Genomic DNA, 24617 nt, shown 5'->3' with positions numbered 1-24617 from the left:
GGCCGCGGCGATGCGGGCGGACTCCGCCTACTCGGCGACCTGCCAGCCCTGGTACTCCCCGCCCTCCAGCTTCGCCAGCAGGTTCCGGCACCAGGTCAGCTCCGCGTTCCCCAGCTCCCCGGACAGGTCGAACAGCTCCACGATGTGCCGCGGCTTCCCCGGTGCGCGCACCGCCTCCCGCCCGGACCCGGTCCTCATCAGGTCCGCCTCGATCCGCACGATCCGGTGCTTCACCAACGGGATCAGCTCCTCGGCGGACAGGTCCGGCAGCAGGCAGATCGCGGTCATCAGGCCGTCCAGCGAGTGCTCCTCGCGCAGCCAGGCCGAGCGGAGCAGGTCCTTGTACTCGGCCTCGCCTGCCGGGGTGACCGTGTAGATCAGCTTCTGCCGGGCGTTGCCCTCGCCGGCAGACTCCTCGGCGGTGAGCAGGCCGTCGCGGTGCATCGACTTGAGCGCGTGGAAGATCGAGCCGGGCTGGAGGTTGGCCCAGCGGTCGATGTTCCAGGTCAGCAGGTTGCGGCGGACCTGGTAGTAGTTCACGGGCTGGAGCATGCGCACCGCACCGAGCACCGCGAGACGAGTGGTCGCCGACATGTCTCCTAGGCTAGTTCTCCGTGGCTGACCACGGACGCAAGGGCGACCCGCCGCCGCTGCCGGAACCGCTTCCGGCGCCGGTGGTCGACGCGCACACCCATCTCGACGCCTGCGGCTTCACCGATCCCGGGTCGGTGCGGGCCGCGCTGGACCGGGCCGCCTCGGTCGGGGTCGGCCGGGTGGTGACGGTGGCCGACGACCTGCCCTCGGCGCGCTGGGTGGTGGAAGCCTCTGCCTGGGATGACCGGCTGTTCGCCGCGGTCGCGCTGCACCCCACCCGTACCAGCGTGTTCGGCGACGCCGAGCGGGCCGAGCTGGAGAAGCTGGCCGCCGCGCCCCGGGTGGTCGCGGTCGGCGAGACCGGGCTGGACTACTACTGGGACTACTCGACCCCGGCGGAGCAGGACCCCGCGTTCCGCTGGCACATCGACCTGGCCAAGCGGCTGGACAAGGCGCTGATGATCCACGACCGGGACGCGCACGAGGACGTGCTGCGCATCCTGGACGAGGAGGGCGCGCCCGAGACCGTGGTCTTCCACTGCTTCTCCGGGGACGCCGAGTTCGCCAAGCGGTGCGCGGACAAGGGGTACGTGCTCTCCTTCGCCGGGCCGGTGACCTTCCGCAAGTCCACCGACCTCCAGGAGGCGGCCCGGCTGGTGCCCGCCGACCAGTTCCTGATCGAGACCGACGCGCCCTTCCTGACCCCCCATCCGTACCGGGGCAGGCCCAACGAGCCCTACGCCGTTATCTATACAGCGCGTGTTGTGGCGTCACTCAGGGGAGTGGATGTGGCGGAACTCGCCGAGACCACCTCCGCCACCGCCGAACGGGTGTTCCGGCTGGCAGAGCGGTCGGCGATGGAGTGAGGACGCGCAGTAACCGTTTACCGTTGCTGTGGTGCACGTCACAAGCAGCCGAACGGGCCTTTCCCTAGCCCCCCGGTACTCGTTACTGTCCCGTGATCGTTCCCGGGGCATCAGGTTCCGGGAATGGTTCGCACCCACAGGGAGACGTGTGTCGGGGCTCGTCGACCAGCAGTGGCGCGCCTGGCATGAACACCGCCTCCTGGAGGTATCGACCCCGTGACCGGAACCGGCAGACCCCGTGGTGTTGCCGTGGGCACTGGAACGTTCGAGGACTCCACTCCTTCGGACTCCTGGTTCGAGCAGAACCCCGCGCACAACGTCGCCGTGCTGGACCGGCCGGCGTTCCGGGGCGTCAACCTGGACCACCCCAGCCACCCGTCGATGTCCCTGAGCGTCACCACCGATGACGTGCTCCAGGTCCTCGGCCCCGACGCCTACGCGCTGCTGGACAGCGTGGACGTCGACATCGACGAGCTGATCGGCCTGCTCAACGCCGAGACCACCATGCTCCCGGCGCTGCGCGACCTCCGTCCCGAGGACGACGAGGACCGCGCCGCCAGGGACCGCGGCGAGATCCCGCCGGTGCTGGTCGAGGCCGTCACCGACTGGAAGCGCCGCTTCCTCAAGGCCGGCGTGGCCGCCGCGCTGGTCACCCTGACCGGCGGTGGCGCGGCCGCGGTCGCGATGGACAAGCAGGTCACCGTCGACATCGACGGCACCCAGCAGACCGTGCGCACCTACGCCAGCACGGTCGCCCAGGTGCTGGCCGACCAGGGCCTGACCACCCAGGCGCACGACGCGCTCAGCCCGTCCCCGCAGGCCTCCATCGCCGACGGCGGCAAGATCGTGCTGGAGCGCGGCCGTCAGCTGAAGATGACCGTGGACGGCCAGACCACCGAGTCCTGGGTGCGCGCCCGCACCGTCGGCGACGCGCTCAACCAGCTCGGCATCAACCACGACGGCGCCTGGCTGTCCAAGGACCGCACCGCGGCCATCCCCACCGACGGCCTGGCGCTGGAGATCAAGACCCCGAAGAACGTCACGCTCTTCGACGGCGGCAACGAGCCGCAGCGGATGAAGACCACCGCGCTGACGGTCTCCGAACTGCTCCAGCAGCTCCAGCTCAGCCTCGGTCCCGACGACCAGGTCAACCTGGGCGCGGACGGCAAGATCAGCGACGGCGCGGAGATCCACGTCAGCCGCACCGGCGTGACCGTGGTGAACAAGAAGGAAGCCATCGAGCCGACGGTCGAGAAGACCGACGACCCGACCATGATGCGCGGTGAGCAGAAGGTCGAGGACCCGGGCACGCCCGGCGAGCAGATGGTCACCTACCGGGTCACCATGAAGAACGGCAAGGAGACCGCCCGGGAGAAGCTGGGCACCAAGGTCGTCAAGGAAGCCAAGCCGAAGAAGATCAAGGTCGGCACCAAGGTGCCGCCGGACGGCGCGGTCTGGGACCGGCTGGCGCAGTGCGAGGCCACCGGCAACTGGGCGGCCAACACCGGCAACGGCTACTACGGCGGCCTGCAGTTCAACGCGGGCACCTGGCGGGCCTACGGCGGCGCGCAGTACGCCGCCCTGCCGCACCAGGCCAGCCGGGAGCAGCAGATCGCGGTGGCCACCAAGCTGCGCGACGCCCGCGGCGGCTACGGCGCCTGGCCGCACTGCTCCTCGAAGCTGAACCTGCCCAAGTAGTCTCTCCGGGTGACTGAAACTCCGGCACCGGCCGGGCCGCAGGGCGTCTCGCTCCTCGGCCCGGCCGATGTGCGTCGGCTGGCCGCCGAGCTCGACGTGCGTCCCACCAAGAAGCTGGGGCAGAACTTCGTGCACGACCCGAACACGGTGCGCCGCATCGTGTGGGAGGCCGGGCTCTCCGCTGACGACGTGGTGCTGGAGGTCGGCCCCGGCCTCGGCTCGCTGACCCTGGCCCTGCTGCCCGCCTGCGCGGGCGTGGTCGCGGTGGAGATCGATCCGGTGCTGGCCGGACTGCTGCCCACCACTGCCGCCGAGCGCGCGCCCGAGCTGGCCGCGAACCTGCGGGTGATCTTGGCCGACGCGATGCGGGTGCGCGCCGCCGACCTCGGCGAGCCCGCGCCCACCGCGCTGGTGGCCAACCTGCCCTACAACGTGGCCGTGCCGGTGGTGCTGCACCTGCTGGCCGAACTGCCCTCGCTGCGCCGGGGCCTGGTCATGGTGCAGGCCGAGGTGGCCGACCGGCTGGCGGCCGGTCCCGGCAGCCGGATCTACGGCGTGCCCAGCGTCAAGGCCGCCTGGTACGCCGCGATGCGCCGGGCCTCCGCGGTGCCGCGCGCGGTGTTCTGGCCGGTGCCCAACGTGGACTCCGCACTGGTCGCCTTCACCCGCCGCGCCGAGCCGGAGGGCGCGGACAAGGCCGCGGTGTTCGCGGTGATCGAGGCCGCCTTCTCCCAGCGCCGCAAGGGACTGCGGGCCGCACTGGCCTCCTGGGCCGGATCCGCCGAGCGGGCGGGCCGGGTGCTGGCCGCGGCCGGGATCGAGCCCACCGCCCGCGGCGAGCAGCTGGACATCAACGCCTACGTGAAAATCGCCAAGGCCGAGGCCGAGCTCGGGGAATAACCACGCCGCGTGACCCGTTGATCCCAAGGGGTGCGCTCGCCGACGCTCGCTTGTTCGTTACAGCTGTGATCTGGCGAACGAACCACGGCCGAACGGGCGGACGCACTTGCTTTTCCTCTGTTGGCTCAGTTGTACTGTTCGAGTAATCCATCCCGAGCGGCCGAGAGACCTGGATCTGTGACGCCGCAGCAACCACCCAGCAATGGGCAGGTGCTACCGCCAGGAGCGATGGAGCAGACATGAAGCTCATGCGCGTGTTGACGCGTCGACGGGTAGTCGATCACGGTCGCCGTACGGTCTCCGGTTGTCGGTCCTGACCGGACTTCCGCCGCACTGACGGCGTTCTCCCTCCACCACACGCTCTACCCGCTTACGTCCGGAGCACCGGACACACAGGTGTGCGCGGGCCGCCGAGCGCGGCACCGCCCTGCCATGGAGACATCGTGATCACAGTTGAGAACCTGACCAAGGCCTACCGGGGCCGCAGTGGCACGACCGTCGCGCTCGACGGCGTCTCGCTCCAGGTCCCCGCTGGAACGGTGTGCGGCGTCGTCGGGGAGAGCGGCGCGGGCAAGTCCACGCTGGCCCGCTGCATCGCCCTGCTGGAGCAGCCCGACTCGGGCGGCATCCTGGTCGACGGCACCGACCTGGTGACCCTGCGCGGCTCCGCGCTGCGCGCCGCCCGCCGCCAGATCGGCGTGGTGCCGCAGAACGACTCGCTGCTGCGCCAGCGCACCGCGGCGGGCAACATCGCGCTGCCGCTGGAGGCCGCGGGCGCGCCGGTGGAGTCCAGGCGCAAGCGGGTGGTCGAGCTGCTGGACCTGGTCGGCCTGGCGGACAAGGCGGGCAGCTACCCCGACCAGCTCTCCGGCGGGCAGCGGCAGCGGGTGGCCATCGCCCGCGCGCTGGCCGCCAACCCCTCGGTGCTGCTGGCCGACGAGCCCACCTCCGCGCTGGACCCGGACACCACCGCCTCGGTGCTCACCGTGCTGGACCGGGCCCGCGCCGAACTGGGCGTGACCGTGCTGGTGGTCACCCACGACATGGGCGTGGTCCGCCGGATCTGCGATGACGTCGCGGTGCTGGACCGCGGCCAGGTGGTCGAGCACGGCAAGGTGCTCGACCTGGTCACCCAGGCCGGTTCGCGCACCTCGGGCGCGCTGCTGCCCGGCGTGGAGGACATCGTGCGCGCCGGGGACACCGACGCCCGCTTCGACCGGGTGGCCGATGTGGTGCTGGTCGGCTTCGCCGCCGTCGGCGCCCTGCTGCCCGAGGCGGCCAGCCGCTTCGAGGTGGACCTGAACCTGCTGGGCGGCGGCATGACCCGCCTGGCCGACACCCCCGTGGCCCGGTTCCGGGTCGCGTTGACCGGAGCCAACGCCGACGCCGCCTTCGACTGGATCGCCGACCGCGGCGCCGTCGTCCGCCGCCGGCCGACTGTGCTCGCTGGAGGAGCAGCCGCGTGAAAGAGGCAACACCCTGGGCGGAAGTGTTCGACAAGCTCGCCCAGGCGGGGGCCGAGACCGGCCTGATGGTCGGACTCGGCACCCTGTTCGCGGTGCTCGGCGGTCTCCCGCTCGGCGTCCTGCTGCACGCCAGCGCGCCGGGTGGGCTGCGGCCGCAACCCTTGGTCTACCGGGCGCTGGGCTTCGTGGTCGACCTGACCCGCTCGCTGCCGTTCATCATCCTGCTGGTCGCGCTGATCCCGGTGACCCGCGCGCTGGCCGGCAGCTACATCGGCAGCGGCCCCGCGGTGGTGCCGCTGGCCATCGGCGCGATCCCGTTCCTGGCCAGGCTGGTGCAGTCCGCGCTGCGGGAGGTGCCGGCCGGCGTGGTGGAAGCCGCGCTGACCACCGGGGCGAGCAAGCCGAAGATCGTCCGCAGCGTGCTGGTCAAGGAGGCCGGTCCCTCGCTGATCGCGGCGGTCGGGGTCACCGCGGTGGCGCTGGTCGGCTACTCCGCCATGGCCGGCGCGGTCGGCGGCGGTGGCCTGGGCAACCTGGCCATCACCTACGGCTACCAGCGCTTCGACTCCCGTCTGCTGTACAGCTCGGTGATCGTGCTGGCCGCGCTCACCTTCCTCGTGCAGATTCTCTTTGATCTTGTTTCGCGCACGGTCGACCGTCGCCGCCAGATCACCGTCTAGAAAGGACCGCTCCCATGCGGGTTCCCGCCCTCATCGCGACCGTCGTCACCGCCGCCCTCGTCCTCACCGCCTGCGGTGGCGGTGGGGACAACGCCGCCAACCAGGACTCCGCGCTGCGGGTCGCGGTCAGCCCGGTGCCGCACGCCAAGATCCTCAACTGGGTCAAGGACAACCTGGCCGCGAGCAAGAACATCAAGATCGAGGTGGTGGAGTTCCAGGACTACGTGCTGCCCAACACCTCGCTGGTGGACAAGCAGCTGGAGGCCAACTACTTCCAGCACGTGCCCTACCTGACCGAGTTCCTCAAGGAGCGCGGCGGGGACCTGAAGTTCGTCGCGCCGGTGCACATCGAACCGCTCGCGGTGTTCTCCAAGAAGGTCAAGAACATCGCCGACCTGCCGAACAACGCGAAGGTGGCGCTGTCCCAGGACGCGGCCAACCAGACCCGCGCGCTGCGCCTGCTGCAGGCCAACAACGTGCTCAAGCTCAAGCCGGGCAGCGAGCAGGGCGCCGCGCTCAAGGACGTCGCGGAGAACCCGAAGAACATCAAGTTCGTCGAGCTGGAGCCCGCGCAGCTGGCCCGCAGCCTGGACGACACCGACGCCTCGATCGTCAACGGCAACTACGCCATCGACGCCGGGCTGGACCCGATCAAGGGCTCCCTGGCGGTGGAGAAGGCCGAGCAGAACCCCTACGCGAACGGGCTGGTCACCCGGCCCGAGCTGGCCGAGGACAAGCGGATCAAGGCACTGGCCGAGCTGCTCACCTCGCAGCAGACCAGGGACTACATCCAGAAGGAGTTCGGCGGCGCGGTCATCCCGGCCTGACGTTTCCGGCAACCGGCAGAAAGTGGTCCACGGATCAGGAGCCGGGCGTGTTTTCCGGGTCGAGCACGTACGCTGACAGGGTGCTGGCAGTCGTTCCGCCCCCGGTCATCGTCCGTGCCCCGGCCAAGGTCAATGTGCACCTTGCCGTCGGTGATGTGCGCAAGGACGGCTACCACGACCTCATGACCGTCTTCCAGGCGTTGTCCCTGAACGACGAGGTCACGGTCTCGGTGGCCGAGGAGCCAGGGATCGAGGTGGTCGGCGACAGCGCGGACATGGTGCCCGCCGACTTCTCCAACCTGGCCTGGAAGGCCGTGACGGCGCTGGCCGAGTACGTGGGCCGGGACCCGAAGGACCCCAGGGTCAGGGTGCACATCCGCAAGGGCATCCCGGTGGCCGGCGGCATGGCCGGTGGCAGCGCGGACGCCGCCGCCACCCTGGTCGGCCTGGCCTCGCTGTGGAAGCTGGAGATCGGCAAGGACGAGCTGGCCGACGTGGCCGCCGCACTCGGCGCGGACGTGCCGTTCTGCCTGCACGGCGGCACCGCGCTCGGCTCCGGCCGGGGCGACCGGCTGGTCCCGGTGCTGGCCAGGCACCAGTTCCACTGGGTGCTCGCGCTGGACCACGAGGGCCTGTCCACGCCGTCGGTCTTCCACGAGCTGGACCGGCTGCGCGCCGAGGGCGAGCCGCCCAGGGTCGGCGCGGTCGAACCCGTGGTGGAGGCGCTGGCCACCGGCGACCCCCGGCAGCTGGCCCTGCTGCTGGGCAACGACCTGCAGGCCGCCGCGGTCTCGCTGCGCCCGGCCCTGCGCCGCACGCTGCGCGCGGGCGTGGACGCGGGCGCGCTGGCCGGGATCGTCTCCGGCTCCGGACCGACCTGCGCGTTCCTCTGCCAGGACGCCGAGTCGGCGGTCCGGGTCGCCGCGGAGCTGGCCGGGGTCGGCGTGTGCCGTACCGTGCGAGTGGCACAGGGGCCGGTGCACGGCGCCAGGGTGATGAGCGTCGAGGAGTCCCCTCGCCCCGCTCCGCCCGAGGTGCACGCGTAGTTCCTGCTGCGCGGACGGCAACTCATAGTGGAGAACGCGAACTTCTGATGGTCAACCTGGTCAACCTGGAGTCCGTGTCCAAGTCCTACGGCGTGCGGCCGTTGCTGGACGCGGTGTCCCTCGGCGTGTCCCAAGGCGACCGCATCGGCGTGGTCGGGCTCAACGGCGGTGGCAAGACCACCCTGCTGGAGGTGCTCGCCGGGGTCGAACCGCCCGACGAGGGCCGGGTCAGCCGGAGCCGGGACCTGCGGATGGCCGTGGTCACCCAGCGCAGCGAGCTGCCAGAGGGCGCCACCGTGCGGTCCCTGGTGCTGGACCCGCTTGGCTTCGCCGCCGAGCACGAGTGGGCGGCCGATCCCAAGGCGCGCAACGTGCTCGACGGGCTCGGCGTGACCGCGCTCGGCCTGGACAGCCCGCTGGCCGAGATGTCCGGTGGCGAGCGCCGCCGGGTCGCGCTGGCCGCCGCGCTGGTCCAGGAACTGGACCTGGTGGTGCTGGACGAGCCGACCAACCACCTGGACGTGGAAGGCGTGCGCTGGCTGGCTGAGCACCTGCTCACCCGGCGCGGCGCGCTGGTGGTGGTCACCCACGACCGGTGGTTCCTGGACACCGTGTGCACCAAGACCTGGGAGGTCGTCGGGGGCAGGGTGGAGCAGTACGAGGGCGGCTACGCGGACTGGATCTTCGCCCGCGCCGAGCGCGCCAGGGTGGCCGACACCCTGGAGGAGAAGCGGCGGAACCTGGCCCGCAAGGAGCTGGCCTGGCTGCGCCGCGGCGCGCCGGCCCGCACCTCCAAGCCCCGGTACCGGATCGAGGCCGCGGAGACCCTGATCGCCGACGTGCCCCCGCCGCGGGACACCGTGGAGCTGGTCAGCTTCGCCAAGCGCCGCCTGGGCAAGACCGTGCTGGAGGTCGAGAACGTCGACCTGACCATCCCGGACCGCCCGCTGCTCACCGACGTCACCTGGCGGATCGGGCCGGGCGACCGGATCGGCCTGGTCGGGGTGAACGGCTCCGGCAAGACCACCCTGCTCAAGCTGCTCGCGGGCGAACGCGAACCCGAAGCGGGCAAACGGATCCAGGGCCAGACCGTCCGGCTGGCGCACCTGTCCCAGGAGCTGGCCGACCTGCCGCCGGCCCTGCGCGTGCTGGAGGCGGTGGAGGAGATCGCCCGGCGGGTGGTGCTGGGCAAGCGCGAGATGTCCGCCTCCCAGCTGGCCGAGCTCTTCGGGTTCCCGGCGCAGCGCCAGTGGACCCCGGTCGGCGACCTCTCCGGTGGCGAACGGCGCAGGCTCCAGCTGTGCCGCCTGCTGATGGCCGAGCCGAACGTGCTGCTGCTGGACGAGCCCACCAACGACCTGGACATCGACACCCTCCAGCAGCTGGAGGACCTGCTCGACTCCTGGCCGGGCACCCTGGTGGTGGTCAGCCACGACCGCTACCTGGTGGAACGCGTCTGCGACCAGGTGGTGGCCCTCTTCGGCGACGGCAAGATCACCCACCTGATCGGCGGCATCGAGGAGTACCTGCGCCGCCGCGAGGAAAGCGGCCAGTCCGGCCTGATCGCCCGCGCCACCCTGCCCCAGGAACCCACCGCCCCCACCCCGGCCGCCACCGGCCCCAGCGCCGCGGACCAGCGCGCCGCCCGCAAGGAGCTGGCCCGCCTGGAACGCCAGCTGGAGAAGCTGACCAAGCGGGAGACCGAGCTGCACGCGGCACTGGCCGAGGCGGCCACCGACCCGGCCCGGCTGCTGAAGCTGGACGCGGAGCTGCGCGCGGTGCTGGCGGAGAAGGCGGAGGTCGAGGAGCAGTGGCTGCTGGCGGCCGACACCGCCGAGTAGTCCTCGACGTGAACCTACCTCTCCCGTGTAGTTTTACGTCTCGTGAAGGCGTCAAACTACATGGGAGATGTAGTATGGCGTAGTGGTGGCCGATCCAGCCGAACTGCGCCGGGCGCTGAACGCGACGGCGCTACGCCAGGCCGGGTACTTCACCGCGCAGCAGGCGCGCGCGGCGGGCTACTCCCACCAGGCTCAGAACTACCACGTGAAACGCGGCAACTGGACCCGCGTCGGCCGCGGCCTGTTCCGCCTGCCGGACTGGCCGGAGACCGAGCACGAGGAGTACGTGCGGTGGCGGCTGTGGAGCGGTGACCGCGCGGTCGTCTCGCACGAGTCGGCCCTGCTGCTGCACGAGCTGAGCGACGTCAACCCGAGCGCGGTGCACCTGACCGTCCCGCCCGGATTCCGCGCGACAGCACCGAATGCGGTGCTGCACAAGGAATCCCTGCCGCAGTCCGATGTGGAAGAGCGCGCGGAGTTTCGCGTCACCACCGTGCAGCGCACCTTGCTCGACACCGCGGCGGGCACCCTCAGCCAGGAACAACTGGACACCGCGGTCTCCGACGCACTCGACCGCGGCCTGGTCACCCCCCGCCAGCTGCGCACCCGCGCGGACCGGCACGGCGAACGCGCGGCCCTGCGCATCGAGCGAGCACTGGGAGCGGCGAACCGATGAGCACCGGCCCGGCAGCCTTGCGTGCGAAGCTGGACAACCGGCTGCGCGCCGAGTCAGCCAGCCGGAAGATCGACATCAACCACGCCCTGGTGCGCGGGTTCTGGGAGCAGTGGCTGCTGGCGGCCGACACCGCCGAGTAGCCACCGCCTCCTCTCATGGCCGGGCGGCCACCGCGTCGACCTCGAACAGCATCCCGGGCAGTGCCAGCGAGGCCACCCCGGTCAGGGTCTGCACCGGCGGCCGGTCGCCCCAGATCGCGCTGATCGCCTTGCCGAGGACCGCCAGCTTTTCCAGGTCGTGGTCGACGATGTGGGTGCGGAGCTGGACCACGTGGGTCAGCTCCAGCCCGGCGGCGGCCAGTGCGGTGCGCAGGTTGGCGAAGGCGGCGTCCACCTGGTCGGCGAAGCCGGGCGTGCTGACCTGGCCGGTGGCGTCGCTGGCGTACTGGCCCGCGATGAAGACGAGCTCGCCGGAGGTCACGGCGACGTGGCTGTAGCCGAACGGCAGCGGGTCGTGCAGGCCCTCGGGGTTGATGATCCGGTGCGTCATGACCAGTGCAACGCCGAGGGCCGCCCTGGTGATCTCAGCCGAGCCGGACCAGCATCTTCCCGGTGTTCTCCCCGCGCAGCACGCCCAGGAACGCCGCCGGGGTGTTCTCCAGTCCCTCGACCACGGTCTCCGCCGCGTGCAGCGAGCCCTCCGCCAGCCACCCGGCCGCCTGCTCGACCCATTCCGGGAACAGGTGGAAGTGGCTGGTCACCAGCATGCCGCGCAGGGTGGCCTCGCGGCTGGCCGCGGTGAACAGGTTGTCCGGGCCGGGCGCCGGGCGGTTGTAGCCGCTGATCATGCCGACCATGGCGATCCGGCCGTGCTGGCGGATCGCGCCGATGGCGGCCTGCAGGTGGTCGCCGCCGACGTTGTCGATGTAGACGTCGATGCCGTCCGGGGCGGCCGCGGCGAGCTGGCCGGGCAGGTCGCCGGCCCGGTAGTCGAGCGCGGCGTCGAAACCGAAGTCCCGCACCAGCTTCGCCGCCTTTTCCGGGCCGCCGGCTGAGCCGATCACCCTGGCCGCGCCCAGTTTGCGGGCGAGCTGACCGGCCAGGCTGCCCACCGCGCCCGCGGCCGCGGACACCCACACCACGTCGCCCTCGCGGACCGGGGCGACCTCCTTGACCGCGGCGTAGGCGGACAGGCCGGTGGTGCCCAGTGCGCTGAGCCAGGCCTGTGGCGGGGCCAGCGCCGGGTCGATCAGGCTGACCGTCGGGTCGGCCGCGTCCAGCAGCGAGTGCTCGCGCCAGCCCGCGAAGTGCACCACGGTCGCGCCGACCGGGAACTCCGGCGCGCCGCTGGCCACCACCTCGCCGATGCCGTGGCCCTCCAGCGGGCCGCCCACCGGGAACGCCCCGATGTAGCTCTCGCCCGCGTTCATCCGGCCGCGCATGTACGGGTCGACCGACAGCCAGGTGTTGCGCACCAGCAGTTGGCCGGGGCCGGGGTCGGGCAGCTCGACCTCGGCCAGGGCGAAGTGTTCGAGGCCGGGTTCGCCGGTGGGGCGGGCGGTGAGGTGGAACTCGCGGGAGCTGATCGTCATGGCGGTCACTGTTCCGGGTGGCGCGCACGGTCCGCTGGTGGTTCTCGCACGGCTAGCGTGAGCGCATGCGTTTCGCCGTGCTGGGACAACTGCTGGTCCGGACCCCGGCCGGCGATCCGGTGCGGGTGCCGGAGGCGAAGGTCCGTGCCCTGTTGGCCGCCCTGCTGGCCCACGACGGCGGCCCGGTGACCGCGGACCGGCTCATCGACGACATCTGGGCCGGGCAGCCGCCGAACAATCCGCTGAACACCTTGCAGACCAAGGTCTCCCAGCTGCGCCGGGTGCTCGGCAGGGACGCGGTCGCCCACGGACCCGCCGGATACCGGCTCCAGGCGGCGGAGGTGGACGCCGACCGCTTCACCGATCTGACCCGCCAGGCCGCCGGGAGCACCGACCCCGGCGTCCGGGCCGGGCTGCTGGCCGAGGCGCTGGAGCTGTGGCGCGGACCGGCCTTCGCCGAGTTCGCCGACGCGGAGTTCACCCGCGCCGCCCGCGCGCGGCTGGCGGAGCTCCGGCTGACCGCGCTGGAGGAGCTGGCCGAGGCCCGGCTGGCCCTCGGCGAACACGACCGGCTCGCCGACGAGCTGAGCGCCCAGGTCCGCGCGCACCCGCTGCGCGAACGGCTGCGGGCCGCGCACCTGCGCGCGCTCTACCGCGCCGGTCGCCAGCACGAGGCGCTGGCCGGGTACGCGGAGCTGCGCCGCCACCTCGCCGAGGACCTGGGGGCCGACCCCGGTCCCGAGCTGGCCGCGTTGCACCAGGCGATGCTCAGCCAGGACCCAGCGCTGATTCCCCAGTCCCGCAACGGCAACCTGCCCGCGCCGCTCACCGGTCTGATCGGTCGCGACGAGGCCGTGCGCGCGGTGCGGGAGCTGCTCGGCGGCACCCGGCTGCTCACCCTCACCGGGCCCGGCGGGGTCGGCAAGACCAGCCTGGCGCTGGCCGTGGCCCGCGAGCTGACCGCGCCGGACGGGGTCTGGCTGGTCGAGCTGGCCGGGCACACCGGCTCGATCGCGGCCACCATCGCCGGGGTGCTGGGCATCAGGACGGAGTCCGGCGACCCGGCGCACCGGCTGGCCGAGGCGCTGCGCGGCCGGAACCTGGTGCTGCTGCTGGACAACTGCGAGCACCTCATCGAGCAGGCGGCCGAGCTGCTGCGCGCCGCGCCGGGCCTGCGGGTGCTGGCCACCAGCCGGGAACCGCTGCGGCTGCCGGGGGAGACCCGGCACGAGGTCGAGCCGCTGGCCCTGGCCGACGCGGTCAGCCTGTTCACCGCCAGGGTGGCCGCCACCGGTGGGGTGCTGGACGATCCGGCCGCGGTCACCGCGGTCTGCACCCGGCTGGACGGCCTGCCGCTGGCCCTGGAACTGGCCGCGACCAGGGTGCGCGCACTCGGCGTCCGGCTGCTCGCCGAGCGCCTCGACGACCGGTTCCGCCTGCTGGCCAACGGATCCAGGGCCGCACCGGCCCGCCAGCGCACGCTCTGGGCGGTGATCGACTGGAGCTGGGAGCTGCTCACCGAGCCGGAGCGCACGGTGCTGCGCCGCCTGTCCGTGCACGCCGACGGCGCCGACCTGGCCGCGGCCGAGGCGGTCTGCGCCGAACCCGGCCTGGACCTGCTGGACGCGCTCGCCAGTCTGGTGGACCGCTCGCTGCTCCTCGCCCTGCCTGGCCCGCGCTACCGGCTGCTGGAGTCCATCGCCGCCTACGCCCGCACCCGGCTGGCCGACTCCGGCGAACAGCCCGAGGTCCAGCGCCGGTTCCTGGCCCACTACACCGCGCTCGCCGAACAGGCCGACCTGCGCGGCCCGGCCCAGCGGGACTGGCTGCGCAGGCTGGACACCGAGTCCGCCAACCTGCGCGCCGCGCTGGACCTGGCCGACCCGCCGACCGCCCAGCGGCTGAGCGACGCACTGGCCTGGCACTGGTTCCTGCGCGGCCAGTGCCACCAGGCACAGGCGGCCACCACCGGCGCCTGGCGGGCCGGTTTCGCCCTGCTCATCGGCACAACCACTCCTGAACAGTCCACAGTGGACAGTCCACTGGCGACCTGGTTCCTGGCCTGGGCGCACCTGCACCTCGGCCAGACCGCCGCGGCCCGGCGGCTGCTCGCCGACACCTCCGGCGACCCCTGGCTGACCGCGGCCACCCTGGTGGCCAGGGCCAAGCTGGCCCTCTTCGACGGCGACCTGGCCGCCACCGAGACGGCAGGGCGGCGCGGCCTGGCGCTGTTCACCGAGCTCGGCGACGACTGGGGCCGGTTGCAGGCGATGGACGTGCTGGCCTACGCCGCCGAGATCGCCGGTGACTACCCGGCGGCCGCCGACCTGCACGCCAGCGGCCTGCGCCTGGCCGAGGACCTGCGGCTGTGGACCGTGGTGTCCTACCGGCACTCCGGTCTCGGCCGGATCGCGCTGCTCACCGGCGAGCACGCCCGCGCCGCCGAGTGCCACCAGCACGCGCTGGAGCTGGCCCTCGCGCAGGCCAACCCGTTCGCCGAGGCCTTCGCCAGGGTCGGCCTCGGCCTCGGCGCCCGCCGTCAGGGCGACCTGGACACCGCGGCCGAACTGCTCGGCGCGGCGCTGGCCTGGCACCGCGGCCTGGCCCAGCCCTACTACGGCACCCCGCTGCTGCTGGCCGAGCTGGGCTTCATCGCCGAATGCCGGGGCCAGGCCCAGACCGCCCGCGCGCTGCACCGGGAAGGGCTGGCCCTCGCCGAGGACATCGGCGAGCCGCGCGCGATCGCACTGGCCCTGGAAGGACTGGCCGGCGTGGCCGAGGACCCGGCGGAGGGGGCCAGGCTGCTCGGCGAGGCCACCGCCCTGCGCGCGAGCGCGCCGCTGCCGCCTGCCGAGCGCCAGGACGTGGACCGGATCGAGCGGCGGCTGCGGGCGGCGCTGGGCTCCCGGTTCGAGGCCGAGCTCAGCGCCGGTGGTACTCGCCGATCGCCGCGCTGAAGTGGTCCGGGTCCGCCGGGCAGGTCCAGCGCGCGGTCTCCGCGGCCACCGGCGTCACCGCGTGCTCGTGGCCGGGGCAGCGCGGCGCGTCGAAGCCGCGGTGCTCGCGGACCAGCTGCTGCAACTCCTCGGCAGCCCTGGCGGCGAACTCCACGTCCGACTCGGCCGCGCCCGGACCGTCCCGCCCGACCACCGACTCCCAGCGCTCCGGGTAGAAGGTGACCTCGTAGAGCGCCAGGTCAGGGTGGTCGGCCATCATCTCCGCGTAGACCTTGAGGTTCGGCGTGCCGTCCGCGTCGAGCTCGCTCAGGTCCGCGATCACCTTCTTGGCCGTGCCGACGAGGAGTTCGGCCGTATCGGCGGAAGATCGGTTCAGCACCACCGGAGGACCCTAACTCGCGCTACTTTCGATGCTGTGAGCCGGTTCGTTGAGACGATGGTCGCGACCGCGGCGGCGGAGACCCAGCGCGGGATCACCACGGGCGCCCCGCAGGCGCCGATCCGCCGCACCTGGTCGGAGGTCCACCAGCAAGCCCGCCGGATCGCCGGCGCGCTGCTGGCCGCCGGGGTCGCGCCTCGGGACGCGGTGGGTGTGCTGGCCGCCGATCCCGCGCTGATCGCCCAGGCGGTGCAGGGCATCTGGCTGAGCGGGGCCAGCGTGACCATGCTGCACCAGCCGACCCCGCGCACCGACCTGGTGGCCTGGGCCGCGGACACCGTGCGCACCCTCGGCATGATCAGCGCCCGCACGGTGGTGCTGGACGAGACCTTCGCCGCACTGGCCGAACCCTTGCGGGACAACGGCATCCGGGTGCTGCCGGTGGTGGAGCTCGCTCTTGGTGCGCCCGCTGAGCCGGTGCTCGTCGACGAGGAGGACGCGGCGCTGCTCCAGCTCACCAGCGGCTCCACCGCCGAGCCCAAGGCGGTGGTGATCAGCCACGCCAACCTGATCGCCAACATCCGGGCCATGCACACCGCGGCCGGGCTGGCGCCGGAGACCGACGTGATGGTGTCCTGGCTGCCGCTGTTCCACGACATGGGCATGGTCGGCTTCCTCACCGTGCCGATGACCGTGGGCATGGAGCTGGTCAAGATCACCCCGGTGGACTTCCTGCGCTCGCCGCTGGTCTGGCCCGAGCTGATCACCACCTACCGCGGCACCATCACCGCCGCGCCCAACTTCGGCTACGCGGTCTTCGCCCGGCAACTGTCCAAAGTGGACGACCAGGACCGGTTCGACCTGTCCCGGCTGCGGATCGCGCTCAGCGGGGCCGAACCCATCGACCCGGACGTGATGCAGGAGTTCACCAAGCAGGGCGGCCGTTTCGGCATGCGCCCGGAGTGCGTGCTGTGCGCCTACGGCATGGCCGAGGCCACCCTCGCGGTGTCCTTCGCGCCACTGGAGACCGGCGTGGCCGTGGACGAGGTGCGCGGCTTCCCGCTGCTCGGCCCGCCGCTGCCCGGACTTCAAGTGCGCGCGGTGGGCGAGGACGGCCGGGTGCTGCCCGAGCACGAGATCGGCGAGCTCCAGGTCCGCGGCGACGCGGTGACCGCGGGCTACCTGACCGTGCACGGCCCGCTGGCCACCCAGGACGCCGAGGGCTGGCTGGCCACCGGCGACGAGGGCTACCTGGCAGGCGGCCAGGTGGTGGTCTGCGGCCGGCGCAAGGACGTGATCATCCTGGGCGGCCGCAACATCTACCCCACCGACGTGGAACGGGCCGCCTGCGCCGCCAAGGACGTGCGCGCCGGCAACGCGGTCGCGGTGCGCTGGGCGGGCAACGGACGGGAACGGCTGGCCGTGGTGGTCGAGTCACGCAGGGCGGGCGAGGCCGAGGTGGAGCGGCGGATCCGCAAGGACGTGGCCGCCGAGGTCGTGCACGCCCTGGGCGTGCGGCCGAACGCGGTGGTGGTGCTGCCGCCGGGCGAGCTGCCCAAGACGCCCTCGGGCAAGCTGCGCCGCAGCGAGGTCCGCGAGCGACTGGCGGAGTGGCTGGCCTAGAGCGCGTGGAAGCGGTTCTGCGCGGCTTCCAGACCCTCGGCGGCCAGTGACTCGACCGCGTCCGCGCACTGGTCGATCAGGAACGCCAGCTCCTTGCGCTCCACGCTGGAGAAGTCCTTCAGCACGAAGTCGGCCGGGTCCTGGCGGCCGGGCGGGCGGCCGATGCCGAAGCGGGCCCGCAGGTAGTCCTTGGTGGCCAGCGACTTGGAGATGGACCGGAGTCCGTTGTGGCCGTTCTCGCCACCGCCGAGCTTGAGCCGGATGGTGCCGAAGGGCAGGTCCAGCTCGTCGTGCACGACCACGATCCGGGCCGGGTCGACCTTGTAGAAGCGCGCGGTGCCCGCGACCGCGCCGCCGGAGAGGTTCATGTAGGAGCGCGGCTTGGCCAGCACCACCCTGGCGCCGCCCAGCCTGCCCTCCAGCACGGATGCGCCGCCCTTGTGCGACTTGAACTTGCCGCCGGTCCGGCCGGCCAGCTCGTCCAGCACCAGGAAGCCGATGTTGTGCCGGTTGCCCTCGTACTGCGGGCCGGGGTTGCCCAGACCCACCACCAGCAACAGGTCGTCCTCGCTCACCGGTGTCCCTCCTGGAAGATGCCAACGGCGCGCCGCCCCGGTGGGGCAGCGCGCCGTCCAGCATGATGCCCGACGTCGAGGGCTCAGCTCTCGGTGGTTTCGGCGGCGGCGGCCGTTTCCTCGGCGCCACCCTCCATCTGCTCGGCGGTCGGCGCGGCGACCACGTTGACCACGAGGGCCTCCGGGTCGATGCCCAGGGTCACGCCCTCGGGCAGGACCACGTCCGAGGCGTGGATCTGGGTGCCCGGCTGGACGCCCGCGATCGAGACCTCGACCTGCTCGGGGATGTTCAGCGCGTCGGCCTCGACCAGGAGCTGGGAGATCTCCTGGGTGACCAGGGCACCGGGCACGGCGTCGCCGGTGATGACCAGCAGCACCTCGACGGTGACCTTCTCGCCCCGCTTGACCAGCAGCAGGTCGACGTGCTCGATGTAGTTCTTCAGCGGGTGGGTGGTGACGGTCTTGGTGAGCGCCAGTTCGTTGGCGGCACCGCCCAGGTCCAGGGTCAGCACCGCGTTGGTGCCGTGCTCACGCACGACGCGGGCGAACTCCAGGGCCGGAAGGGCTACGTGCTTCGGATCGGAGCCGTGGCCGTAAAGCACCGCGGGAATTTTTCCAGCGCGGCGGGTACGGCGAGCGGCGCCCTTGCCGAACTCGGTGCGCGGCTCAGCTGCGAGACGGACCTCGGACACGGCGATGCTCTCCTTGCATGACGTCGGGCAGAATAAATCTCAGTCGTGTGTGGTGACCTGCGGCGGCGTACCCAGCGCGGCAAAGAAATGACAACGCGCGGCGATTGAACGCCGCCGCGTCGATCACGGAGCCGCGAGAAGAACACCCTCGCCGAGGCAACCCAACCAGTGTATGCCTGTACGGGCCGCAGGTCCCAATCGGGGGTACCGCCATCCGGGTCCTCCGGCCAGACGCCCCTTACGAAACACGCGCCGGGCACCCCTGCGAGGGGGCGCCCGGCGCGTGACGGAACGAGCCGGGAAGGCTCAGGCGTGACCGTCGAACAGGCTGGTCACCGAGCCGTCCTCGAACACCGCGTGGATGGCCTTGGCCAGCAGCGGGGCGATGCTGAGCACCTTCAGGCCGGGGAACTGCTTCTCCGGCGGGATGGGCAGCGTGTTGGTGAAGATGACCTCGCTGGCGCCGCACTCGGTGAGCTTCTTCGGCGCGTTGTTGCTGAGGATGCCGTGGGTGGCCGCGATGATCACGTCCGCCGCGCCCTCGGCCCGCAGCTGGTCGGCTGCCTTGGCGATGGTGCCGCCGGTGTCGACCATGTCGTCGATCACCACGCACAGCCGCCCGCGCACCTCGCCGACCACCCGGTTGGCCACCACCTCGTTCGGCTTGAGCGGGTCGCGGGTCTTGTGGATGAACGCGATCGGGCAGCCGCCGAGGGTGTCCGCCCACTTCTCCGCGAGCTTGGTGCGGCCGGAGTCGGGGGAGACGACCGTGATGTCCCGTCCCGAGTACTTCTCGCCCACGTAGTCGGCGAGCAGCCGCATCGCCAGCAGGTGGTCCACCGGACCGTCGAAGAAGCCCTGGATCTGCGCGGTGTGCAGGTCCACGGTCATGATCCGGTCAGCCCCGGCCACCTTGAACAGGTCGGCGATCAGCCGGGCCGAGATCGGCTCCCGGCCGCGGTGCTTCTTGTCCTGCCTGGCGTACGGGTAGAACGGCATGATCACGGTGATCCGCTTGGCGCTGGCGCGCTTGAGCGCGTCCACCATGATCAGCTGTTCCATCACCCAGGTGTTGATCGGCTCGCAGTGGCTCTGGATGACGAACGCGTCGCACCCGCGCACCGACTCCTCGAACCGGACGAAGATCTCTCCGTTGGCGAACTCGTAGGCCGCCTGCGGGGTCACCGTCACGTCCAGGTGCTTGGCCACCTCGTCGGCCAACTCGGGGTGGCTGCGCCCGGAGAAGAGCATCAAGCTCTTCTTGGGGGTCGCCGACATCGCGCTCACGGTCATTTCACTCCCCGTTTGGCTGGTGTTTGCCCCCATCATCGCTGGTGACAGCGAGTGCTCGCGCGGCAGCATCAGCCGCGGCGGTGCCGGGGCGCTTGCGCTCCACCCATCCGGTGATGTTCCGCTGCTTGGCCCTTGCCACCGCCATGGCCCCCGGCGGCACGTCGTTGGTGATCACCGACCCGGCCGCCGTGTAGGCCCCATCGCCAATGGTCACAGGCGCGATGAACATGGTGTCCGAGCCCGTGCGGCAGTGCGAGCCGATCGTCGTGTGGTGCTTGCTGACGCCGTCGTAGTTCACGAAAACTGAAGCGGCGCCGATGTTGGAGAACTCACCGATCGTGGCGTCCCCCACGTACGTGAGATGCGGCACCTTGGAGCCCTCGCCGATGGTCGCGTTCTTGGTCTCCACGAACGCGCCGATCTTGCCCTTGACCCCGAGCCTGCTGCCCGGCCGCAGGTAGGCGAACGGCCCGACCACGGCGTTCTCCCCGATCACCGCGCCGGACCCGTGCGTGCGGATGACCTTGGCCCCCGCCTCCACCACCGAGTCGGCCAGCGTGGTGTCCGGGCCGATCTCCGCGCCCTCGCCGACCCGCACGCCCTCGCGCAGCTGCACGCCGGGATGCAGGGTGACATCGCGGGCCAGCACCACGTCCGCGTCCAGCCACACCGAGGCCGGGTCGATCACGGTGACGCCCTCGCGCATCCAGCGCTCCAGCAGCCGCCGGTTCAGCTCCGCGCCCAGCCTGGCCAGCTGCACCCGGTCGTTGACGCCCTCCACCAGCCAGGCGTCCCCGCTGACCAGCGCGCCCACCCGTAGCCCGTCGCCGCGGGCGATGGAGAGCACGTCGGTCAGGTACAGCTCGCCCTGGGCGTTGTCGGTGGACAGCCTGCCGATCGCGCCGCGCAGCACGTCCGCGTCGAAGGCGTACACGCCGGAGTTGATCTCCTGGATGGCCCGCTGCGCCTCGTCGGCGTCCTTCTGCTCCACGATCGCGGTCACCACCCCGGTGGTGTCCCGCACGATCCGGCCGTAGCCGGTCGGGTCGGCCACCTTCGCGGTGAGCACGGTGACCGCGTTGCCCGCGTGCCGGTGCTCGGCGAGCAGGCCGCGCAGGGTCTCCGCGTCCAGCAGCGGCACGTCGCCGTAGGTCACCACGACCACCCCGGCCAGGTCGGCCGGCAGCGCCTCCAGCGCGCAGCTGACCGCGTGCCCGGTGCCATTCTGCTGTTCCTGCACCGCGGTCCGGATCTCCCGGTCCAGCGCCTTGCCGACGGTGTCGAGGTGGTCCCGCACCGCCTCCCTGCCGTGCCCGACCACCACCGCGAGGTGGTCCGGGCCCAGCTCGGCCGCGGCGCGCACCGCGTGTTCGACGAGGGTGCGACCGGCCAGCCGGTGCAGCACCTTCGGGGTGGCCGAGCGCATGCGGGTGCCTTCGCCTGCGGCGAGCACGATCGCGGTGATGGGGCCGACGTCGCCCTGGAGCATGGGGTGGATCTCCCTGCCTGCCGTCGTGTGGAGGTCGAGGTGCGGACCACCCCGCGACGGGGGGCCGCGCCCCGACGATCCTACGGGGCGACGGGCGGGAGCAGTCCGGGGTGGCTGTAGCTCTCCAGCGGGCCCTCGGCCGGGCCGCCGGAGACCCGGTTGCCGCCCTCGCGCTTGGCGCAGTACATCGCCGAGTCCGCCCTGGACAGGGCCTGACCTGGGCTTTCCTGCGGGAACACGGCGACGACGCCGATGGAGAGGGTGACCCCCCTCGACAGGTGCGCCGGCAGCCGGTCCACCGCGTCCACCGCGCGGTTCAGCGCGGCCTCGGCGGCCGAGATGGGCGCGCCCGGCAGCAGCACCACGAACTCGTCGCCGCCGTAGCGGGCCACCAGGTCGTCCCCGCGCAGCGCGTCCCTGATCGTGCTGGCCACCGCGCGCAGCACGTCGTCGCCCTCGGCGTGGGAGTACCGGTCGTTGACGCCCTTGAACCCGTCCAGGTCGATCAGCGCGATGGACAGCGGGTAGGCGCCCGGCGCGTTGAACAGGGTGTCCATCCGCTCGTCCAGCGCGCGCCGGTTGGGCAGGCCGGTGAGCGGGTCCTGCAGCGCCTGCTGGGCCATCGCGCCGTGCTTGCGGGTCAGCCGCTCGTGGTCCAGCCGGGTGCGCAGGGTGGACTCACGGGTGCGGGCCAGCCCCCACAGCTCGTTCTCCAGCTCGTTGGCGTACTCCGAGAGCGCGGTGTTGGTGGCCCTGGAGTCCGGCCCGGACAACCGGGCGAACTCGCGCACCAGGCACAGCCGCAGCGAGGGCTCGGAGGTGTCGTGCTCCAGCTGCATGCGCACCTTGGTCAGCGCGAACAGCGCCTCCTCGTGCCGGTCACCCTCGGCCAGGGAGCGGGCCAGCGCGATCGAGGTCATGATCAGCTCGGGCGGGTACATGGACACGTCGAGCAGCTCCTTGAGCCGGTCCACGTGCTCCAGCCCTGGCCGGGCCAGCGCGTGCGCGGCGCCGAGCACCGGCACCTGGGCGGCCGCGGGCAGGTCGGTGCGGCGCGGGAACAGCGACTCCCGCCACGGCCCCTCCACCGCGACCGCGATGGCCGAGGCGGTGGCGAAGCGGTCCACCGCGTCCTCGTCCTTGTCCACCCGCTCCAGCCGCAGGCCCCAGCCCAGCTGCAGGCGGACCCGGTTGATCAGGTGCACCGCGATGTCGTGCGGGCCGCCGGAGTGCCGGATGTGCTGGTTGGCCTTGGCCAGCTCCCGGTCGGCCATGTCGTAGACGCCGAGCTGGGTGAGCACCAGGCCGATGTCGACCAGCGCGGAGACCAGCAGCCGGTCCCACTGGCGGCGCGGCAGCAGCGCGTCCGGCGCGGGTTCGTCGTCGAGCATGGCCAGCGCCTTGGCGATGGAGGAGAGCGCGGCGTCCTCGCGGTCGGCCATCAGCGCGCGGCGGCCGGACAGCGCGTGCGCGTCGGCCTCCAGCACGAGCAGCCCGTGCCTGCGGGTGTGCGCGATCATCTCCTCCAGCAACGGCTCCGCGTCGTCGGCGATGCTGGGGGTGACCAGGCGGACCACGGCGGCGCAGCGCAGGATCTCGCCGACCATCCAGGGCTCACCGCGCCGCTGGGCCTCGGTGAGCAGCTCGTCGGTCTCCTGGGCGGCGTTGAGCTGGGTGCCCAGCTCGCTGTTCTGCGCGACGGCGGACAGTTCGCGGGCACGCCCCACCAACCACGCTTCGGAGAGCTCAGAACGCGTGGGCAAGGGGCCGTCCCGCCTGTCGACCGTTTCCGAGGACAGTGGCGCACACCCCCTTACTGACGTGTCGCATAGCCGCCGGTTGTCCACCGTTCGGGTTGGACCCTCCCCCGAGTCCGCACCGCTCCGCCGCCAGGATTCGAACCTGGACCATCGGAACCAAAATCCGAGGTGCTGCCGTTACACCACGGCGGATCACGGACACCGGCTGCGCGTCCGCCCGGACATCGTTACATATCCAGCCCGCGCGCTGTGACATCCGGCTGGGTTTGCCACAAATGAACATCAGGTCGGCGACTGGGCGGACCGTGGCCCTGGGCGGTCGCCGCGCAGGTCAGGACGGGGGCAGGGCGAGCGTCCGGCTGAGGAAGCCGCTGATCCGCTGCTCGTACGCGGCGGGATTCAGGTTCCACGCGGCCACGTGGTCGGCGCCGGGGACCTCCTGGTACTCCAGCGGCCAGCCCAGCCGCCTGGCCTGTTCGGCCAGGTCGCGGCTGGCCTGCACGGGCACCGTGCCGTCGGCCGCGCCGTGGATGAGCAGGGTGGGCGGCTTGGTCGCGGGCGGGCGCTCGATGAGCTCCAGCCGGTCGAAGTCGATGCCGGAGCGCCAGCGGGAGACCACCTCCGCGATCGGGGTCAGGAACTGCGGCAGGCCGCGCTCGCTGGCCTGCCAGTCCAGGGTCTTCCGCCAGCTCAGCACGGGTGCGTCCAGCACGACCGCGGCCACCTGCCCGGCCAGCGGGGAGCGGGCCAGCAGCTGGCCGATGATCGCCCCGCCCATCGAGTAACCGAACAGCACCACCCGGCGGGCGCCGTTCCCCAGCGCGAACCGCACCGCCTCTTCCGCGTCCCGCCATTCTGAGTCGCCCAGGTGATACAGCCCATCGGGTGAAATTGGCGCGCCTTTGTCATTGCGGTAAGTAACCGAAAGACTGGCCAATCCGAGTTTCCGGAGTGCCGGCACCACACGCAGCGTCTCGTCCCTGCTGGCGCCCCGCCCGTGCACCTGCACCACCCAGAGCCCGGTGTCCCTGGCGGGTTCCGGCCGCACCAGCCAGGCCGGCATCGGGCCCAGCTCGGAGGCCACGGACACGGTGCTGAAGTCCAGCCCGAGGGCCTGCTTGGGGTCGCCGTTGAACACGTCGTTGTCGAAGCGCACCCTGGTCCCGACCGGCACCGGCACGCCGTCGACGAGCTGCCGCTCCACCTGCTCGCCGGAGCGCCGGGTGATCTCCCCGACCCTGGCCGCGCCACCCGGCCAGACCAGCGTGAACGTGCCCGGCTGCCGGGAGTTCTCGGTGTCCTCCAGGGTCACCGTCGCGGTGGTGCTGGCCAGCACGGTGTCCCGGAACTGCGGTTCACCCGAGTAGGGGACGAGCAGCTCCCCGCTGTAGTACCAGCCGACCGCGCCCGCGCCCAGGGTGAGCGTCAGCAGGGCGGCCAGCACCGCCGCCACGATCCGCCGTCCGGTGCGGCGGGGCGGCGCGGCTGGTGGGTCCAGGCGGACCGAGGTGTTCTCCACCAGCGCATTGTCCTGATCATGTCGAGCAAGCGCCGTTCAGGTGAGCTTGGGGTCACATCGGAGTGAACCGACACGCCCGGGGAACCAGACACACCGAGACCTGTGCCACCAGGTCTGGCGAGTTTGGTTGGCCTTACTTACGCTG

At 72.0% G+C, this 24617-nt stretch carries 22 protein-coding genes, 1 tRNA gene and 1 riboswitch; of the genes, 12 read left to right on the top strand and 11 right to left on the bottom strand.

The window, feature by feature from the left end; genetic code table 11:
• Positions 1-27: 27 nt before the first annotated feature.
• Positions 28-594: a PadR family transcriptional regulator gene (locus N8J89_RS37670; protein WP_283661687.1), complete on the bottom strand. Its 567-nt coding sequence runs from the start codon at positions 592-594 to the stop codon at positions 28-30.
• Positions 595-614: 20 nt separating this feature from the next.
• On the opposite strand from N8J89_RS37670, the gene N8J89_RS37665 reads away from it, so the two are divergent.
• The 10 genes from N8J89_RS37665 to N8J89_RS37620 all read left to right on the top strand — a co-directional run bounded on the left by N8J89_RS37665 (position 615) and on the right by N8J89_RS37620 (position 10734).
• The gene (locus N8J89_RS37665) at positions 615-1460 is read left to right on the top strand and encodes a TatD family hydrolase (protein ID WP_283661686.1); all 846 of its coding nucleotides are present in this window, start codon (positions 615-617) and stop codon (positions 1458-1460) included.
• A 249-nt stretch (positions 1461-1709) separates the two neighbouring features.
• Entirely contained in the window at positions 1710-3158 is a 1449-nt protein-coding gene (locus N8J89_RS37660; protein WP_283661685.1) for a resuscitation-promoting factor, read from the top strand.
• 9 nt (positions 3159-3167) lie between these two features.
• Positions 3168-4058: a 16S rRNA (adenine(1518)-N(6)/adenine(1519)-N(6))-dimethyltransferase RsmA gene (gene rsmA, locus N8J89_RS37655; protein ID WP_283661684.1), complete on the top strand. Its 891-nt coding sequence runs from the start codon at positions 3168-3170 to the stop codon at positions 4056-4058.
• Between the two features lie 144 nt (positions 4059-4202).
• Positions 4203-4293, top strand: a riboswitch (SAM riboswitch).
• A gap of 208 nt (positions 4294-4501) precedes the next feature.
• Positions 4502-5524 carry a methionine ABC transporter ATP-binding protein gene (locus N8J89_RS37650; RefSeq protein ID WP_252481268.1) on the top strand — a complete coding sequence of 341 codons (1023 nt, stop codon included), beginning with the start codon at positions 4502-4504 and terminating at the stop codon, positions 5522-5524.
• On the top strand, positions 5521-6204 hold the full coding sequence (locus tag N8J89_RS37645) for a methionine ABC transporter permease (protein WP_283661683.1): 684 nt from the start codon (positions 5521-5523) through the stop codon (positions 6202-6204). Before N8J89_RS37650 ends, N8J89_RS37645 begins: the two co-directional genes overlap by 4 nt.
• A gap of 14 nt (positions 6205-6218) precedes the next feature.
• On the top strand, positions 6219-7031 hold the full coding sequence (locus tag N8J89_RS37640) for a MetQ/NlpA family ABC transporter substrate-binding protein (protein ID WP_283661682.1): 813 nt from the start codon (positions 6219-6221) through the stop codon (positions 7029-7031).
• Positions 7032-7111: 80 nt separating this feature from the next.
• A complete protein-coding gene (locus tag N8J89_RS37635) occupies positions 7112-8077 on the top strand; it encodes a 4-(cytidine 5'-diphospho)-2-C-methyl-D-erythritol kinase (RefSeq protein ID WP_283661681.1) in 966 nt (321 codons plus the stop codon).
• Between the two features lie 47 nt (positions 8078-8124).
• Entirely contained in the window at positions 8125-9918 is a 1794-nt protein-coding gene (locus tag N8J89_RS37630) for an ABC-F family ATP-binding cassette domain-containing protein (protein ID WP_283661680.1), read from the top strand.
• A gap of 82 nt (positions 9919-10000) precedes the next feature.
• The gene (locus N8J89_RS37625) at positions 10001-10594 is read left to right on the top strand and encodes a type IV toxin-antitoxin system AbiEi family antitoxin domain-containing protein (RefSeq protein ID WP_283661679.1); all 594 of its coding nucleotides are present in this window, start codon (positions 10001-10003) and stop codon (positions 10592-10594) included.
• A complete protein-coding gene (locus N8J89_RS37620) occupies positions 10591-10734 on the top strand; it encodes a hypothetical protein (protein ID WP_283661678.1) in 144 nt (47 codons plus the stop codon). Before N8J89_RS37625 ends, N8J89_RS37620 begins: the two co-directional genes overlap by 4 nt.
• A gap of 13 nt (positions 10735-10747) precedes the next feature.
• Here the strand turns inward: N8J89_RS37620 and N8J89_RS37615 are convergent, their stop codons facing one another.
• Positions 10748-11143 (bottom strand): RidA family protein, encoded by a 396-nt coding sequence (locus N8J89_RS37615; RefSeq protein ID WP_283661677.1) that lies wholly within the window; start codon positions 11141-11143, stop codon positions 10748-10750.
• Between the two features lie 34 nt (positions 11144-11177).
• Positions 11178-12179 (bottom strand): NADP-dependent oxidoreductase, encoded by a 1002-nt coding sequence (locus N8J89_RS37610; protein WP_502868518.1) that lies wholly within the window; start codon positions 12177-12179, stop codon positions 11178-11180.
• 71 nt (positions 12180-12250) lie between these two features.
• Between N8J89_RS37610 and N8J89_RS37605 the strand changes: the two genes are divergently transcribed.
• Positions 12251-15142: an AfsR/SARP family transcriptional regulator gene (locus N8J89_RS37605; protein ID WP_283661675.1), complete on the top strand. Its 2892-nt coding sequence runs from the start codon at positions 12251-12253 to the stop codon at positions 15140-15142.
• On the opposite strand, the gene N8J89_RS37600 is transcribed toward N8J89_RS37605, so the two are convergent.
• The gene (locus N8J89_RS37600; protein WP_283661674.1) at positions 15108-15524 is read right to left on the bottom strand and encodes a histidine phosphatase family protein; all 417 of its coding nucleotides are present in this window, start codon (positions 15522-15524) and stop codon (positions 15108-15110) included. The genes N8J89_RS37605 and N8J89_RS37600 overlap by 35 nt on opposite strands.
• 33 nt (positions 15525-15557) lie before the next feature.
• Here N8J89_RS37600 and N8J89_RS37595 point away from each other — a divergent pair, with 33 nt between their 5' ends.
• Positions 15558-17144 (top strand): fatty acyl-AMP ligase, encoded by a 1587-nt coding sequence (locus tag N8J89_RS37595; RefSeq protein ID WP_283661673.1) that lies wholly within the window; start codon positions 15558-15560, stop codon positions 17142-17144.
• Here the strand turns inward: N8J89_RS37595 and pth are convergent.
• The 7 genes from pth to N8J89_RS37560 all read right to left on the bottom strand — a co-directional run bounded on the left by pth (position 17141) and on the right by N8J89_RS37560 (position 24472).
• Positions 17141-17719, bottom strand: coding sequence for an aminoacyl-tRNA hydrolase (pth, locus tag N8J89_RS37590; RefSeq protein ID WP_283661672.1), 579 nt, complete (start codon positions 17717-17719; stop codon positions 17141-17143). The genes N8J89_RS37595 and pth overlap by 4 nt on opposite strands.
• Positions 17720-17802: 83 nt before the next feature.
• Entirely contained in the window at positions 17803-18411 is a 609-nt protein-coding gene (locus N8J89_RS37585) for a 50S ribosomal protein L25/general stress protein Ctc (RefSeq protein WP_283661671.1), read from the bottom strand.
• Between the two features lie 306 nt (positions 18412-18717).
• A complete protein-coding gene (locus N8J89_RS37580) occupies positions 18718-19698 on the bottom strand; it encodes a ribose-phosphate diphosphokinase (protein WP_502868517.1) in 981 nt (326 codons plus the stop codon).
• A 7-nt stretch (positions 19699-19705) separates the two neighbouring features.
• Complete coding sequence (gene glmU, locus N8J89_RS37575) at positions 19706-21193, bottom strand: bifunctional UDP-N-acetylglucosamine diphosphorylase/glucosamine-1-phosphate N-acetyltransferase GlmU (RefSeq protein WP_283661670.1); 1488 nt, start codon at positions 21191-21193, stop codon at positions 19706-19708.
• Positions 21194-21273: 80 nt separating this feature from the next.
• The gene (locus N8J89_RS37570; RefSeq protein ID WP_283661669.1) at positions 21274-22920 is read right to left on the bottom strand and encodes a GGDEF domain-containing protein; all 1647 of its coding nucleotides are present in this window, start codon (positions 22918-22920) and stop codon (positions 21274-21276) included.
• A 154-nt stretch (positions 22921-23074) separates the two neighbouring features.
• Positions 23075-23145 (bottom strand) — tRNA-Gln (locus N8J89_RS37565).
• Positions 23146-23284: 139 nt separating this feature from the next.
• Positions 23285-24472 carry an alpha/beta hydrolase family protein gene (locus tag N8J89_RS37560; RefSeq protein ID WP_283661668.1) on the bottom strand — a complete coding sequence of 396 codons (1188 nt, stop codon included), beginning with the start codon at positions 24470-24472 and terminating at the stop codon, positions 23285-23287.
• Positions 24473-24617 lie beyond the last annotated feature (145 nt).

The organism is Crossiella sp. CA-258035 (assembly GCF_030064675.1).
Taxonomy (GTDB): Bacteria; Actinomycetota; Actinomycetes; order Mycobacteriales; family Pseudonocardiaceae; genus Crossiella.
Note: the sequence above shows the minus strand (reverse complement) of the source record. Positions and strands in the feature narration are given on the sequence as shown.

Excerpts from the sequence above, each read along its gene's own strand:
- glmU (WP_283661670.1), bottom strand. The coding sequence starts at position 21,193 with ATGCTCCAGGGCGACGTCGGCCCCATCACCGCGATCGTGCTCGCCGCA.
- N8J89_RS37630 (WP_283661680.1), top strand. The coding sequence starts at position 8,125 with ATGGTCAACCTGGTCAACCTGGAGTCCGTGTCCAAGTCCTACGGCGTG.
- N8J89_RS37670 (WP_283661687.1), bottom strand. The coding sequence starts at position 594 with ATGTCGGCGACCACTCGTCTCGCGGTGCTCGGTGCGGTGCGCATGCTC.
- N8J89_RS37620 (WP_283661678.1), top strand. The coding sequence starts at position 10,591 with ATGAGCACCGGCCCGGCAGCCTTGCGTGCGAAGCTGGACAACCGGCTG.
- N8J89_RS37605 (WP_283661675.1), top strand. The coding sequence starts at position 12,251 with ATGCGTTTCGCCGTGCTGGGACAACTGCTGGTCCGGACCCCGGCCGGC.
- N8J89_RS37640 (WP_283661682.1), top strand. The coding sequence starts at position 6,219 with ATGCGGGTTCCCGCCCTCATCGCGACCGTCGTCACCGCCGCCCTCGTC.
- N8J89_RS37615 (WP_283661677.1), bottom strand. The coding sequence starts at position 11,143 with ATGACGCACCGGATCATCAACCCCGAGGGCCTGCACGACCCGCTGCCG.